The sequence below is a fragment of the Micromonospora sp. NPDC003944 genome (assembly GCF_053605225.1).
This window is the reverse complement of the sequence record NZ_JBSGIV010000002.1, coordinates 154,299-169,854: the sequence shown is the minus strand read 5'-3', so window position 1 is coordinate 169,854 and position 15,556 is coordinate 154,299. Positions and strand designations below refer to the sequence as shown.

Genomic DNA, 15,556 nt, shown 5'->3' with positions numbered 1-15,556 from the left:
GATGGTTGGCCGTCGGTGTGCGCGCTGTAGAACGCTCTGACCTGCCGCTTCATCTGCGTTCTGGATGGAGCGGCATTCTGGTTCTTGATTCCGCGTCAAGCGCTGAGGAAGTGCCACGTCCGCTTCGGACGACCAGCGGGTCCTGGATCCACCTGATGGCGCGGACGATCGAGGACGCGCGCCAACTCGGCGACCTCGCGGAGACGATCGACGCCGAACAGCTCGCCTTCGAGTTGATCGCGCTGCTGGAGCTGGCCAACGCCACATCGCTGCTGCACGGCGACCCGATTGCGTACCGTCGCGCCCCGAGCGCCATCGAGGCGAGACTTGGCTTCGCCGCCACAGGGCCGCTGCCAATCGCCGATGTGCAGGAACCGTGGGGCGGCCCAGGCAGCAAGTAGCGTCAGCTGCCGAGGGCGGCCTCCGTACGCCGTGTCCTGACCTCCGACCGGGTGAACGCTGCCCGGTGACGCAGGGGCGCTAACCCACTTAACGGAGACCTCTTCAGTATCGATCACCGCCACGCCGTCACCTCGGCCGGTTAGCCCGTCTGGTACCGCGACATGGTCGACTTCGCCGAGCGGGTCGGCGACGAGCAGGCGGGCCGCAGGCTCTTACGAGCCGTCCAAGGCAGGGGTGCCTTCCGACGGTTCAGGGACGAGTTGCACGACGAGTATCCGCACCTGCTGACGGTCTGGCACGCCTTTCACCAGGCTCGGGCAACCCGCCGGGCCATTGACTGGCTGCTCGACAGCAGTCTGATCGATGACGCTGCCGCGAGCCGCTGGCGGATCGAGCGCCCTGACCCGGACGTGCCGTGAGTCGAGCAGGCCGAGGAGACGGCGGCAGCAGAGCAGCCTGATCGAACCTATTCGACTACTCGGAGTAGGGTGGTCCGCCATGCAGAGACGCGAGCCCGCATGTCGGCGACCTCATGCGGCGCCAGACCGTAGTCGGTGAAGTCTTCGTCGTCGAAGCGGTCGACGTGGCGAAGCATCGCGGCGAACATGCCTCGGTCGAATCCGTCGTCGGCGGCGTGCGCGAGGTCGCAGAGCTGATCGAGGGTGTACCGGCCGCTGCCGATGGCGGCATCGATGTCGAGGAAGTCGCGGGCGGCTGCACGGTTGTAGAGGGCGTCCATCTTTCCGGCCATCACATCATCAGGGTGCAGGACCGGACCGATGTCCATCTGGACGGGCGGCTGGGCGCGCCAGTTCGCCACCAGTTCCACCCGATGCTGCTGTTCTGGGTGAGCTGGGTCGGTGACGTGCAGTCGAGCGAAGGTATCGAGTCGAAGGTCGACCTCGACGCGGAGACCTTCGGCGTGGTATGCGGCGATTACCTCGTTGACGGCGGTGGGGAAGTCGGCGCGGCGTTGCCAGTCGGCGAACAGGTCGACGTCTTCACTGGGGCGGTCGAGGATGCCATGGGCGGCGATGGCGTGCCCGCCGGCCAAGGCGAACCGTACTGGCCGCCGACCTGTAGGGCGATCTGCGCCAGCCGGCGATGGATCGGCGGAGTCTGGCCGCCCACTATGCGGCGTGTCGGGGCGCGTTGGCCAGCTCGGGGAATCGTGCTTCCCACAGACGGCGAACCTGCGGTGGCACCACGAGAGCCGGCCACAGGCGTTGCAGGGTCCGGCCATCCAGCCATCGGGTGAGATCGTCGGGGGCAGTGGCTTCGCGCAGCACGGTTTCGTACATGCTGGCCAGGCGCCGCGGGTTGTCCAGGTCGTAGCGCGCCCGCCCGGACCAGTCGAGCCGGCGATCCAGGCTTACCACGCCGTTGGTCGGCCCTCGCAGGGCGTCGAGCCGGTCGGCGACGACGTAGGGCCGCTGGTCGGCGTATCGGGAACCCGTCGGCGCTCCGCCGGTGTCTGCACCACCCATGATCGACCAGCCTCCTTCGGCTGCTTCCTGACGACAACATTCAGGCCCACGGTAGTCGACGGTGCGGCGGGCGAAGGGTTGTGGCACTGTGTCGGACCTTATCCAGCCTGACGTCGATGATCGGCCCACTGGCGATCGCACGAGCGCCGGAGCCCGGCGGACCGCGCGGCAGAGGACGTCCTTGACGATCCGCAGTAACGAGCCCGGTAACGCATTGGAACGCAACGGACGGATCAGGCGGCAAAGCACGACACGGGACAGCATTGCGAGGTGTCGCTCTTGTCTAATTCCAGGACGTATCAGCCTGTTCTGACATGCCGTGACAGAATCGTTGTGAAACTGGGGGTCAAGGGGTCGTCGGTTCGAATCCGGCCGTCCCGACGCAGGTGAAGGGCCATCTCGGGAGATCGAGACGGCCCTTTGTCGTGCCTTGGCGACAGGACGATCCTCGTATCCCGAGGACACGCCCACCATCACTTCATGTTGGCGTCGATGGTGTAGACCACGTCGGACTCGACGTCGTGGCGGGTGATGCCGGGTACGTCGGGGATGTTGAGCAGTGGTTCGTATGGGGTGCCTTGGACCCGGTTGCGCAGCAGGACGACGCTGCGGATGCCGAGCTGGTGCAGCCGATCCAAGGCCGGCTGGCTGGGGAAGGTCGCCATGACGTCGCGGATGGCCTGACGGTTGGGTGTGGTGTAGCTGGCCGCACCGTTGACGATGGCGGGAAAACCGTCGGTCGACCACAGTAGGACGTGGAGGTCGATGCCGTCGTCGGACGGCAACACCATGGTTGGAGCGTGCGCGGAGGCTAGCGCCATCGCGGCCGGTTTGGCTGGAGTTTGGGGGTGTTGCAGGTCAGGCAGGCCCTCAGCGAGCACGAGGACCAGCAACGGAACGGTCGCTAGCCGTGCCGCTTCCACCGACCATTGCGGCTTGGCGCCCCTGCGAGCCACCTCGGCCAGGTGGGTGACCAGGCCCGCCGCGAGGATGGCCAGGCAGAGAGTGGGCCACAAGATCAACCGGCCTGGTGTACGGGATCCGTCGAACCCGGGCACGTAAAGGTAGAGCAGTCGGTAGATCGGCCCGTTCGTGCCTAGCGCGAACAACACTCCGACGACCGCCCCAGACAGCAGCAGAAGCCGTTGCGTCGGTGTCCAGCGGGATATGAACAGCCCGGCGAAGGCCAGTAGGTACAGTGCGTACCCGCATAGCAGCACTTTCTCAGTCGGTGCGCCACCAAGAGCGGTGCGGGCGTCGGTGTGCAGGGTGCCCCAGGGCAGCGAGGACTGCGGCGCCACGAGAAGTCCGCGCAGTGTCGGGGAGAAGAACGCGACGTAGTCCCAATCCCGGGTGACATGTGGGTTGAGCTCGCGCACGTGTTGGTACGCGTACGCGAAGTATCCGGTCACCGCGGTGAAGACCAGCCCGCCGGTCAGATCGCCGACGATCAGCCGGAGGCTGAGGCGTGGGCGGTGGATCAGCCAGGCTGTCAGTGTGATCAGGCAGAGGGCGGCGAGGACGTAGACGAATCCCAGCCCCACGCCGAAGCCGAGGCTGACCTGCCAGGCCGCGACCAGCCAGCCAGCGAACGCCCAGCCCGGCCGGACTCGTTCGGCACGGTAGCCGTGGGTGAGCGACAGTCCGTGGCCGCGTGCCAGCATCGCCAGGGCCAGGGTGATGCCACCGGTAGAGAGAATATTCAAATGGCCGTCGTGGCCGTAGCGCCAGGGCGCGTACGCGAGGGCGGCCCCGGCTACCGCGGCGGCGACCTTGTTCGCGCCAAGCTGGCGCAGGAGCGCGTAGCCGCCGAGGAAGGCGAGCGCGAAAGCCAGCACGAACAGGATGTTGTAGCGCAGCACGGCGCCGACGACACCGCTGCCGATCAGCCCTGCCGGGGCGTAGCCGAGCAGGCTGTCGTTGAGGGCCAGGCCGTACTTGTCGGGATAGAAGGCGTTGGTGTCCCACAGGCCACGCAGACCGTGGGTGAGAGCGTGGCCATCCCATCCCACCAGCCATGCTTGGGCCGCCGGGTCACCCGCGTCACCGACGATGGTGTGGGCCGGGTCGGCGATCGGCACAGTCCTGGCGCCGGCAGTCATCACGCGGATCGCGTACGGCGGAATCAGCCAGGTCATCGCGACAGCGAGGAGCACTGAACCGAGGCCCGCGATGCTCAGTTCCCGCCGGTGGGCCCCGCGTGTCAGCCAATCCCTCGCGCCGGAACGGACACGCGCGAGTCGGCCATCTTGTCCGGGATCGCTGAGAGTGACGGCTGATGGGGGGCCTCCTGCCGGTGGTCCTACCTGCGTCATTACATTGACCCCCACTGTTGAAACGCCGCAGTAAATCATGAGCAGGGCGGCGCATAGAGTCAAGACACCGATCAATGCGTCCAGGTAGTCGGCCCTGCGTTGTTCATCAAAGGCGTCTCGTCATGCAGGCGTCGCGATCGGTGCAGCGGCGCATCTTGCCGCTGTCGAAACAGGACACACCACGGTTGCTGCAGGCCCTCCCGGGCTCCGGACCCACAAGACGCCGGCGGCCGGAATCCATCCGCTGCCGGGACTGCTCGCGATCGCGAGCGCGGCGGTGGTTTCGGGATCGAACCGCCTCGCGGAGATCGTCGAATGGGCCGCCGACCTGCCCGACGCGTCGTGGGATCGTCTCGGTGCAACCCGCGACGCGGTCACCGGTGCCCGGCGGGTGCCTTGGCGGCGGTCTCGTCCCTCCTCGACAATCTGTCCGCACATACAGGGCGCTCAATCCGAGCGTCCGCGGCCCGCCGGGGTGGCGTGTTCGGCCGAGCATCCAGCGATCGATGTGGGGGTGTGGTTGCTCAGATTGAGGTTCTCGATCGTGGCCGGTCCCCGGTCTCGTGGGGGACCGGCCTTCGCGGTGGCGGGGTTAGTAGACGTACACGCTGTTTGAGGCGATGTTGATCGCTCCGTACGGTCCGTACGGCTGCGGGAGGATCGTGACCGTGTTGCCGCCGCAGGCAGTGGTGGAGCGCAGGGTCGCCGCCTGGGTGCTGGTGTTGCGGGCGGACTTCGCTCGACCGTTGCCCCAGCCGTGCGCGGCGAGATTGACGCAGGTGCCGGAGGACGTGTGTGCCTGCACGGTGAACCGGGTGCCGGTGAAGTTCGCACCGTCCCACAGGCAGAGCGTGCGGGTGAACGGACAGGAGCTGTCGGCGGCGGTGCTCGGGGCGCTCGCGCGGGGCGTGGCGCTCGCGGCGCCCGCCGGGACGGCGAGCATCAGGGTGCTGGTAGCGAGCAGGGACAGGATGGCGGATGACCGGCCGGGAATGCGACGATTCACGAGAGTTCCAATCGATAGTTATCTATATCTGATCTTCTGCGGTGCCCCGCTGTTCACCTCGGTCAACATCAGGCCCGCGGTTCGGGTTCTCGTTGCTCAGTCCGGACAGGCTGCCTACGCTCTGTCGTCGAGCAGCACCAGCGCGGAGGTGCCCGACACCCCGGGAGACCCCTCACTGGTACACCCTGGCCTGCAGCGCGAACAGCTCGGCGTACTGACCGCCGGCGTGGATCAGTTCGGCGTGGCTGCCCACCTCGGCGATGCGCCCGTCACGCACGACGATGATCTGGTCGGCCATCCGGACGGTAGAGAACCGGTGCGAGACGAGCACGGTGATCGCGCCGGTCGTGGTGGCGACAAGCCGGGACTGTTCGGCGTACCGGTCGAAGAGACCGTGCTCGGCCTCCGGGTCCAGCGCGGAGGTCGGCTCATCGAGGACCAGCAGCAGCGGGGTCTGGCGCATCAGGGCCCGGCCGAGCGCCAGCTTCTGCCACTGGCCACCGGAGAGTTCCGCACCGTCGGCGTAGCTCTTGCCGAGCTGGGTCTGCAACCCCTGCGGGAGGTGGGTGAGCACGTCGGCGCCCCGGGCGCGTTCCAACCCCGCCCGCACCGCGGCGTCGTTGTCGATCTGGGCCAGGTCGCCCACGCCGATTGTCTGGCGGGCGAGCAGCTCGTAGCGGATGAAGTCCTGGAATCCGGCGGCGATCCGCTGCCGCCACGCGTCCATGGGCAACTCGCGCAGGTCGACCCCGTCGATCAGTAATCGACCCCGGGTCGGCTGGTAGAAGCCGCAGAGGAGCTTGACCAGGGTGGTCTTCCCGGCGCCGTTCTCGCCGACGATCGCGACAATGGAACCGGCAGGCAGGGTGAGATCGACGCCGCGCAGCGCGACCGCGTCGGTCACCGGGTAGCTGAACTCGACGTTGTCGAAGACGATTCCGGCCCGCAGTCGATCGGGCGGCAGGTTACCCGCGGAGGTTGCCTGGGGCACGACGACCCTGGAGTTCAGCTGCGCCATCCGCTGGTAGGTGCTGGCCATCCGGAAGAGATCCTGCATCAGCGCGACCGCCGTGGTGACCTGCTGATTGACCTGGGCGGCGAGAGCCACGGCGAGGACCACCGCACCGACGCTGTGCCGGCCGGTGGTGGCGTCGCGCAGGATCAGCAGAACGCCGCCCACGTACGCGACGGCGAAGACCAGTTGCCCGGCGACCAGTGTGGCGGCGGCTGCGCTCTGGGCCCGGTGCAGTCCGCTCGTGGAGCGCGCCCACAACTCGGCGCGCCGGCGACGGAGCTGCTCCTGTAGCCGAAAGACCCGCACCTCACCGGCGTGGCGGGAGGAGGTGGCCAGGGTGAACAAGTTGAGCGAGAGGCGGACCGGCTCGGCGGTCGCGGTCTTGGCCGCGTCAAGGCGCCGCTCGGCCAGCCGCCCGGTGTACAGCGGGGGGATCGCCGCCAGCGGCAACAGCAGCAACAGTGGGTGCAACCGGGCCAGCAGCACGGCGGTGACGACCATGGCGAGCACCAGGCTCACCCCGGCGAACAGGGCCTCCAGGCCGGCACGGAAGCGGCGGCTCTCCCGCTGCAGGACGGTCAGCGAGTCGGCCTGCTCGGCCTGCTCGTGGTGGGCGATGCCGACGGTCCCGTTGGAGAGGCCGATCAGCTGCCTGTCGAAGTCGATCTCGGCGAGCTCGGAGAGTTCGAAGTAGAGCACGTGGGCGAAGTGGCTGAAGGTGAGCGAGACGATGGCCAGGATGGCGACCAGGACGCCGTTGACGGCCCCCTCGCGCCAACGTCCGGCCACCACGGCGTCGGTCATCGCGCCGAGACCGACGGCAAGCAGGGGGGCGGCGAGCGCGCCGCAGGCCATCAGGACGATGGAGGCGATTGTCCGGGTGCGGTCCATCCGCCAGGCGGTGCCCAGAAGCTGTCGACAACCTGCGAGTACGGTGATCATGTCGTCACCTCCTCGGGCGGTGCGTCCTCGGTGAACCGGTCGGCCTGAAGTCGGAACAGTCGGGCGTAGCGGCCGTCGAGGGCGATGAGCTCGTCGTGGCTGCCCTGCTCGACGACCGTGCCGTCGGCCAGGACGACGACGTGGTCGGCCTGCCGCACCGTGGAGAAGCGGTGGGAGATCAGCAGGGTGGTGGCGCCCTGGGTCAGCTCCGCGAACTCGTCGAAGAACCGGGCCTCGGCGCGGACGTCGAGGCTCGCGGTGGGCTCGTCGAGGACCACGATGGGTGAACCGTGGCGCAGCGCGAACAGGGCGCGGGCCAGCGCCATCCGCTGCCACTGCCCTCCGGAGAGGTCGGTGCCGCCGAGGATCTGCGTGGTCAGCGGCGTGTCCAGACCTCGGGGTAGCCGCGCCAGGTCGTCGGCCATGCCGACCGCCCGCGCCGCCTGTTCGATGCCCTCGCGGTCGTCGGCGGCGTCGATCGCGCCGTAGCCGATGTTCGCCGCCGCCGAGATCTCGTAGCGGGCGAAGTCCTGGAAGATGACGCCGAGCTTGCGGCGCCACTGGGTGACCGGGTACGTGCGGATGTCGACTCCGTCGACCCGGATCGTTCCGCCGGTCGGCTCGTAGAGCCGGGCGAGCAGCTTGATCAGGGTGGTCTTACCGGCCCCGTTCAGGCCGACGATCGCCGTGCACCGGCCCACCGGGATCGTCAGGTCCAGGTGGTCGAAGACGAGCCGGTCCTGCCGGGGGTAGGAGAACGAGACCCGGTCGAAGTGGATGGTGGCGACAGGATCGGGTACGGCGGCCGCAGCGGGGGCCGGGGCCCGGTCCGGATCGGCGCCGCGGACCTCGGCCGGGTAGGCGTCGACCTGCTCGGCGAACCGTTGGACGGCGGCGTAGGCGGTCATGCCCACGGCGATCTGGTTGTCCGCCTCGGGATAGAACTCCGACAGCCGCAGGGCGCCGAGGCTGGCCTGCATGACCAGCGCGAAGCCGGTGAGGGTGAGCTGGTCAGCCGCAGCGCGCCCGGTGAAGGCGAAGACCATGCCGGTGAGGACCAGCCCGACCAGGGCGTACCGGAAGAAGGGCCAGAGGTAGAGCCGCCGGCGGGCCACCCAGAGCGGCGCCAGCCAGGCCCGGTATGCCTGATCGAGCGTCACGGTCAGCCAGCCGGCGAGTCCGAAGACGCGGATCTCCTTGCCGGCCGCCGGTTGGATACCGAGGTCGCGCAGATAGTCGATCTTGCGTTCGGGCCCGTCGAGGGCGTAGCGCAGCCGGGAGTAATGGCGGATGCCGTTGCGTTGGCCGTAGCGGAACAGCAGCACCACCACGACCAGGGCCAGGGCCGCCCACCAGGCGAACGCGAGGGCGACGACCGCGGCGTAACCGATGAGTTGCACGTATCGGGCGCCGAGCGCGAGCAGGCCGGCGCAGGCCTGCCCGGGGCTCTGGAAGCCGTACTGCACCTCGTTGACGGCCGCCCGGAGGTCCTGTAGGGCCACCTGATCCTCCAGGGGCGCTACGCCCCGGGACCGCAGAGCGGCGGCCATCAGCTCGTCGAACATCTGCCCGTCGACGCGGCGGGCCACCAGTTCGCCGAGCGAGCCCTGGAAGGGCGCCGCGATCTGCTGACCGACGAAGGCCGACGCGGCCACCGCGAAGATGGCGAGCACCGAGCGCCAGGCCGCCGAACCCGTTCCGCCGGTGACCGCCTCGGGCACGCGACCGAGGAGGTTGCTCGTGGCAATCACGAAGACCACCGGAAGGACACCCAGGAGAACGTTGATCGCGGCGAGGCCGGCGATCGGCCTCCTGCCGGCGCGCGGCAGGATCCCGACGATGCTCCACCGCTTGCTCAGCTCTGCCAGTGCGGTGTTCCACCTGGCCGTCACCGAGCCTGCTTCCCGTCCATCCGGGTGGCGTTCGGCGGCAGGTCCAGCACGGCGATCACGTCGTTGATGTTGAATGGGTGGATCGTCGGCACCGCCAGGAGCAGCGGCATGACCGGAGAGCGGTACTTACCGATCATGTGCTGGTAGTTGATCGTCGCGTTCGTCAGGTTCTGCGTGAAGTCCTTGGGGTGGGGATAGTGCACGGCGCTGGCGGCGCGGTCGAGCACGAAGCGGGCGTCGTCACAATGCAGCCGGTATGCCAGATCCAGATCCTCGCCACCCAAGGTGCGGAAGGTCTCGTCGAAAAGGCCCACGCCCCGCAGTTGGCTGGTACGCGCCGACACATTGCACGTCCAGTACATGATCCACGGTGCCGGTAGGTCGGCGAAGTCATCGTTGTCGTAGCGCCGGTAGAACCCTTCACGGACGTCGGAATAGCCACCCTGGGCGGTGAGGCGATCGATCGCCCTGTCCGCGTCCCACGGGTCGATCAACTGCTCGAGTTTGCTGTTGTTGTCGCCGTCAAGGTCGAAGCCATAGACGTAACCGATGACCGCGACTGGTCCGGGCGCCGACTCGTGGCGGACCAGGTGCGCGGCGAGCAACCCGGAATGTGCCAGGACGCCGGAGTCGAGCATCACGCAGATCTCACCCGTCGCGCGCCTGATGCACGCGTTGCGCGCGCGGGTGACGCCGACGCCGTCGTGCTCCTGATAAAGGTGGTGCAGATCGAGCCGGTCCCGGTAGCGGTCAATCACCGACGTGGTGTGGTCGGTGGACCCGTCGTCGCCAATCAGGACCTCGAACCGGTCGGTCGGCAGGCTCTGCCGGGTCAGCGAATCCAATGTGTAGGCGAGCAGGTCAGCCCGGTTGTAGGTCGGGATTACCACGCTACAGCGCCGCGAGTTGGCCATTTTGTCTCCTGCTAATCAACGGCTCGACCGACGCCCAGCCCCGGTGGTGACCACGCCGCACGCGTCACCACGCGGTCAGCCGGCACCGGTGCCGAGAAGCGGAACCCGCGCAGACGATCTGCACGGTGAGCAATCGAGGTGGACGGATCTTCCGATGGTCATCGTGGTTCTCACCCGCCGCGACCAGGCCCCTGAGCGGCTGGCCAGCGCGCGCCCGGCACGTCGTCGGCAGCGTCGTCCAAGCCCACCCGAGAAGGCCGCTCGGACCTGCGGCGCGGTCACACGCACCTGAACCGGACAGGTCGCCACAGCCTTGCAGGGCGATCGACGCGGATGCATCTCCGTGTGTGCGCTCCCACGGCCGTCACCCGTGCGGCTCCGGACGGCAATTCGGGAGATGAGACGGCCTGGAGGCCGGTGACAGACTGGCCACCGCCGGCCCAAACCGGAAGGGTGCCCCCATGTCACGTCCAACCCGTACCGACGTACAGGTGTCGGTCATCATTCCGACCTACAACCGCAGCCAGGCGCTGCGGCAGACGCTGAAGCACCTGGCACGGCAACGGTTGCCGGCGAAGAAGTTCGAGGTCATCGTCACCGACGACGGATCGTCCGACGACACCCGCACCGTGGTGGACGAAGCCGCCGCGACGCTGCACATTCGGTACCACTTTCAATCGGACGACGGCTTCCGGGCCGGCGCGGCGCGCAACGCCGGCGCACGGTTGTCCACCGCACCGATCCTGGTATTTCTGGACACCGGCACCTTCGTCGCCCCGGAATTCCTGGAGCGCGTCCTCGCCGAGCACGCCGAGGGCGAGCGCACGGCACTTGTCGGTTACGCCTACGGCTACGACATCGACGGCGAGATGCCTGGTCTGGCAGCGGCGATGGAAGGGGTTCTGCCCGAGCAGGTCGTTGCCCAATTCTGCGACGAGCCGAGTTTCTTCGACCCCAGACACGCCTACTTCGCCGCCGCCAACTTCGACCTGGGATCGCTGGCCGCCCCATGGGTGCTGTTCTGGTCGTTGAACTGCTCGGTGCGCGCCGAGGACTTCTGGCGGGTCGGGGGGTTCGACGAGGAGTTCCGGCGCTGGGGCATCGAGGATCTGGAACTCGCCTACCGGCTGTTCAAAGACGGGGTCGGCTTCCGCCTGACCCGGTCGGCATGGGCGGTGCACGCGCCCCAGGGCCGCGACCGGGACGCCAACATGGTCGACGGCAAGGCCAACATCGCGCGGTTCCTCGCGCAGCACCCGCAGCCGCCGGTGGAAATCGTCTGGAAAGTAATGCAGCGTACCCAACTGCTGGCACTGGAGGAGAACTACCAGTTCCTGCTCTCCTGGACCGAGGGGATGCGGGCGGTCGACGTGGCAGGCGAGGTGCAGCGGGAACTGCCCCACTGCGACGCCGCCGGTCAGACGGCCATCCTCGGCGCGGGTGGCCGGGTACCGGCGGCGTTGTCCGGCGCGGTGCTGCTGGACTTCGACGCCGAACTGCTGGCGAAGGCCGCCTCTGGGACCTCGCACCGGGCACACCACGCGATCGGCCTGCGCACGCCGCTGGCCGACGACGCGGTCGAGACCGTCCTCCTGACCTCCCGGCTGGCCGGGCTCTGGCCCCGCTGGGGTGCGGACTTCCTGGTGGAAGCGCACCGGATCGGCCGCTCGGTGCGCCTCACCGACGCGCTGGCCAGGCAGGTCCGCGCCCTCAGACGCTACTGAGCCGGCACCGACACGACGCAGCGCCCGGCTGGGGACTACCGCCGGCGTCCGTCGGCTGGCACCACCCCTGCTGGCTGCACAGATCACCTGGGAGGCGATGATGCGCCGTCACTGCTGTGCGACCGGCGCAGCCCACCCCCTCTCCTGCCGCGCCAAGCGTGCGCCCGGCGTCGCCCGCCGGCCCGCCCGGTGACGCCGGCCCGGCCGGTCAGCGACGCCGGGTACCGGCAGACGATCGGGGGTAGAACGGCAATCTGTGAGGCGTGTTAACGGATGACAGTCGGCAGACTGGTTGCCGGGGACTCGATCCGAAGGGTGCGCATGCCGACCTCAGCCAGGAACAGCCCGCAACTGTCGATCATCGTCCCGACCTTCAACCGCAGCGACCTGCTGCGCCAGACCCTGGACAATCTGGCCCGGCAGCGGATGCCGACGGAGATGTTCGAGGTCATCGTCGCCGACGACGGCTCGTCGGACGACACCCGTGCGGTGGTAGCGGAGGCCGCGAAGACGCTGACCATCCGCTACCACTTCCAGCCGGACCAGGGTTTCCGGGCGGGTGCCGCGCGCAACGCCGGCGCCCGGCTGGCGACGGCCCCGATCCTGGTGTTCCTGGACACCGGTGCACTCGTCGGACCGGACTACCTGCAGTGCCATCTCGCCGCACACGCTGCCGGCGAACGCACGGCGGTGGTGGGCTACGCCTACGGATACGATCCCGCCGCGGCCGCACCCGGTTATCTGACAGCAGCCGCCGAGATGCCGCCCGAGCAGATCGTCGCCCGATTCCACCACGAGGCGAGCTTCGCCGACGCCAGACAACCACAGTTCGTCGCCTGCGACTTCGATCTGGGCCGGCTGGCCGCCCCATGGGTGCTGTTCTGGACGTTGAACTGCTCCCTGCGGGCCGACGACTTCTGGCGGCTGGGCGGCTTCGACGAGGACTTCCGTGGCTGGGGCCTGGAGGATCTGGAACTCGCCTACCGGTTGTTCAAGGACGGGGTCGGGTTCCGCGTCAGCCGGCAGGCGTGGGCGGTACACGCCCCCCACGACCGCGACACGGACGCGATCCTGGCCGACTGCATGGTCAACCTCCGCCGGCTGATGGTGAAGCATCCGGAGCCACCCATCGAGATCGTCTGGCGGCTGATGCGACGCGTCAGCCCGTTGGACCTGGAGGTCAGCTACCAGTTCCTGCTGGCCTGGGCGGACCGGGCGCGCGGGACCGATGTGGCTGCCGAACTGGCGCAGGAGATACCCCGCCTGGACCCGGCGGGCCGCACGGTCATCGTCGGGGCGGGTGGCCGGATACCGGCCACCCTGCCGTCGGCGATCCTGCTGGACTTCGACGCGGACCTGCTCGCCAGGGCGACCTCCGGCACCTCGCACGTGGGGCACCACACGATCGGCCTGCGTAGCGTGCTCGCCGACGGCGCGGCGGACACCGTGCTGCTCACCTCCCGGCTGGCCGGGCTCTGGCCCCGCTGGGGAAGAGCCCTGTTGACCGAGGCCCACCGCGTCGGGCGGTCCGTCCGTCTCACCGAGACGCTCGCGCGGCAGATCGGCGAGTCACCACAAGGCTGAATCGACGTCCGAGCGGTCAACGCGCGTGGCGCGACGCGAACCGCCCGCCTGCATGTGATAGACGGGTCTGAAAGTCTTTGGGAACGTCACGAGGAGGAGCACATGGCACAACTCCGGCTCGGCAGCATCCTGCTTGGCACGGCCGACCCCGAGCGGCTGCGCGCGTGGTACGTCGCCGCCTTTTCCCCGGTAGTGACACCGTCGGGGTTCCTCGACTTCGGTGGGGTCGACGTGCTGATGGATGGCCGTGACGACGTCGCGGTCAAGAATGCCGAACCGGGCCGCATGATCCTCAACTTCGAGGTCGACGACGCCCGGGCGGTCGCCGCCCACCTCGACGGCATCGGGGTGACGTGGCTCGCCCCCGTGGAGGAACGCAAGGACGGGATCTTCGGCACGCTTCTCGACCCGGACGGCAACTACGTGCAGATCATCGAACTCAACGAGGCGTATCTCGCATCGCAGCGGGCCGCCCCGACCACGGCAGGGACGACGCTGGCGCATTCCAAGGCGTTCAGCGGGTTCTCCGTGGACGATATCCCGGCGGCGCAGAGGTTCTACGGCGAGACGTTGGGGCTGGACGTGGACGAGGAGTACGGCATGTTGCACCTGCGCCTGGCCGGCGGTAAGGAAGTGCTGGTCTATCCCAAGTCCGAGCATCAGCCCGCCACCTACACGATGCTCAACTTCCCGGTCGAGGACATCGAGCAGGCGGTGGCGACGCTGCGCGAGCGGGGCGTGGTCTTCGAGGCGTACGACAATGTCGACGCCAACGGCATCTATCGTGGCGAGGGCCCACCGATCGCCTGGTTCCGCGACCCGGCCGGCAACATCCTCTCCGTGCTACAGGAGTAGGAAAGGGCACCGTCGTCGGGCGCCACGGTAGGGCAGGCGGGTCGGGCCCCACCGTGGCGCCCGCGTGTGCGGTCCCGGGAAGCACCGGCGGAACCCGTCGCCTCTGATCGTGCCGTATCCGAGCCCCAGAGCAGGGGATACCCGAGGACCGGGCAACAGATGGCACAACAGTCCTGCTCCCGACGCGGCCCGGATGACACCATTTAACGATGATCGATGTCAATGAATTCGGCCGCGGTGCGCGAGCCAGAGCTGGGCTGATGATCAACCGGTTGGACGAGGTGGTGACCCGCGAGTCACCACCAGGGGCCACCGCCGAACTGGCCTCCTGCGCGGACCTGCTGCAGGCCTGGGGCACCGCCGCGCTGGGCCGCCCGGCTCAGCGGATCATCCTTGACGGGCTTCCCCACCTGCTCTGGCCGGCAGCAGAGCAACGGGTGCTGTTGCTGGGGCACTACGACACGGTCTGGCCGACGGGAACGATCCGGGAATGGCCGTTCGCCCTGACCGGCACCATTGCCACCGGACCCGGCGTGTGCGACATGAAGGCCGGCATCGTGCAGATGCTCACCGCCCTCGAGCTGCTGCCGGACACCTCCCGGATCGGCCTGCTGCTCACCTGCGACGAGGAGAGCGGATCCACCGCCTCGCGCCCCCTGATCGAGCAACAGGCCCGACGATCCGGCACGGTCCTGGTCGGTGAGCCCAGCACCGAGTCCGGAGAGCTGAAGGTGGCTCGCAAGGGCGGATCGGTCTACCGGGTCGAGGTGACCGGGCGCGCCGCGCACGCTGGCGTCGAGCCACACCGCGGGATCAACGCCAGCGTGGAGCTGGCCCACCACGTCCTCGCGGTCGGCGCGCTGGCCTCGGGCGAGACCAGCGTGACACCCACGACACTCTCCGCCGGCACGATGACCAACGTGGTGCCCGAATCCGCGGTCCTCTCCGTCGATGTGCGGGCGTGGACCAGGGACGAACTTCACCGGGTGGACAGGTCGATCCGGGCGCTGGCACCCCGGCTCGGAGGAGCCCGGCTCAGCATCGCTGGCGGGATCAACCGGTATCCGATGCCGGCCGAGGTGGCGCTACCGCTGCTGGAGGCGGCCCGGGCGGTAGCCGCCGAACTCGGTCTGCCACCGGTGAGCGGCGTCCAGGCGCCCGGAGCGTCGGATGCCAACTTCACCGGCGCGCTCGGTGTGCCGACCCTCGACGGACTGGGTGGCGTGGGCGGGTGCCCGCACGCCCGGGGCGAGTATGTGGACGTCTCGCGGATGCCCGAGCGGACCGCGCTGTTGGCGGCCCTGATGGCGCGCATCCTGACCGCGCCCGGGCCGGACGCCCCGCCCGCCGCGGCGAACCAGCCGCTCGCCCGGACCCAGCAGTGACAAGTGACCACGACCCGCTCAACACACGATGCCGC

At 68.8% G+C, this 15,556-nt stretch carries 12 protein-coding genes and 1 pseudogene; 6 read left to right on the top strand and 7 right to left on the bottom strand.

Annotated features, from left to right (window positions below; all coding sequences use genetic code 11):
* Positions 1-17 precede the first annotated feature (17 nt).
* Both ACWER9_RS01915 and ACWER9_RS01910 read left to right on the top strand, forming a co-directional pair.
* Positions 18-401, top strand: coding sequence for a TetR family transcriptional regulator C-terminal domain-containing protein (locus ACWER9_RS01915; protein WP_452300036.1), 384 nt, complete (start codon positions 18-20; stop codon positions 399-401).
* 162 nt (positions 402-563) lie between these two features.
* Positions 564-821, top strand: coding sequence for a UPF0158 family protein (locus ACWER9_RS01910; protein ID WP_452299997.1), 258 nt, complete (start codon positions 564-566; stop codon positions 819-821).
* 47 nt (positions 822-868) lie between these two features.
* Here the strand turns inward: ACWER9_RS01910 and ACWER9_RS01905 are convergent.
* From ACWER9_RS01905 to ACWER9_RS01875, 7 genes and pseudogenes are all read right to left on the bottom strand, one after another.
* Positions 869-1,533 (bottom strand): annotated as a pseudogene (locus ACWER9_RS01905) (nucleotidyl transferase AbiEii/AbiGii toxin family protein).
* A complete protein-coding gene (locus ACWER9_RS01900) occupies positions 1,533-1,976 on the bottom strand; it encodes a hypothetical protein (RefSeq protein ID WP_452299996.1) in 444 nt (147 codons plus the stop codon). Before ACWER9_RS01900 ends, ACWER9_RS01905 begins: the two are co-directional and overlap by 1 nt.
* 386 nt (positions 1,977-2,362) lie before the next feature.
* On the bottom strand, positions 2,363-4,204 hold the full coding sequence (locus ACWER9_RS01895; protein WP_452299995.1) for a hypothetical protein: 1,842 nt from the start codon (positions 4,202-4,204) through the stop codon (positions 2,363-2,365).
* A 592-nt stretch (positions 4,205-4,796) separates the two neighbouring features.
* Entirely contained in the window at positions 4,797-5,210 is a 414-nt protein-coding gene (locus tag ACWER9_RS01890; RefSeq protein WP_452299994.1) for a peptidase inhibitor family I36 protein, read from the bottom strand.
* A 172-nt stretch (positions 5,211-5,382) separates the two neighbouring features.
* On the bottom strand, positions 5,383-7,167 hold the full coding sequence (locus ACWER9_RS01885) for an ABC transporter ATP-binding protein (protein ID WP_452299993.1): 1,785 nt from the start codon (positions 7,165-7,167) through the stop codon (positions 5,383-5,385).
* Positions 7,164-9,059, bottom strand: coding sequence for an ABC transporter ATP-binding protein (locus tag ACWER9_RS01880; RefSeq protein WP_452299992.1), 1,896 nt, complete (start codon positions 9,057-9,059; stop codon positions 7,164-7,166). The genes ACWER9_RS01885 and ACWER9_RS01880 overlap by 4 nt, the downstream gene beginning before the upstream one ends.
* Positions 9,056-9,973, bottom strand: a complete 918-nt coding sequence (locus tag ACWER9_RS01875; RefSeq protein ID WP_452299991.1) for a glycosyltransferase — start codon at positions 9,971-9,973, stop codon at positions 9,056-9,058. Before ACWER9_RS01875 ends, ACWER9_RS01880 begins: the two co-directional genes overlap by 4 nt.
* 461 nt (positions 9,974-10,434) lie before the next feature.
* On the opposite strand from ACWER9_RS01875, the gene ACWER9_RS01870 reads away from it, so the two are divergent.
* From ACWER9_RS01870 to ACWER9_RS01855, 4 genes are all read left to right on the top strand, one after another.
* A complete protein-coding gene (locus ACWER9_RS01870) occupies positions 10,435-11,697 on the top strand; it encodes a glycosyltransferase (RefSeq protein WP_452299990.1) in 1,263 nt (420 codons plus the stop codon).
* A 321-nt stretch (positions 11,698-12,018) separates the two neighbouring features.
* Complete coding sequence (locus ACWER9_RS01865; protein WP_452299989.1) at positions 12,019-13,281, top strand: glycosyltransferase; 1,263 nt, start codon at positions 12,019-12,021, stop codon at positions 13,279-13,281.
* A gap of 102 nt (positions 13,282-13,383) precedes the next feature.
* Positions 13,384-14,136: a VOC family protein gene (locus ACWER9_RS01860; RefSeq protein WP_452299988.1), complete on the top strand. Its 753-nt coding sequence runs from the start codon at positions 13,384-13,386 to the stop codon at positions 14,134-14,136.
* A 260-nt stretch (positions 14,137-14,396) separates the two neighbouring features.
* Positions 14,397-15,521, top strand: coding sequence for a M20/M25/M40 family metallo-hydrolase (locus ACWER9_RS01855; protein ID WP_452299987.1), 1,125 nt, complete (start codon positions 14,397-14,399; stop codon positions 15,519-15,521).
* The last annotated feature ends 35 nt before the right edge of the window (positions 15,522-15,556 follow it).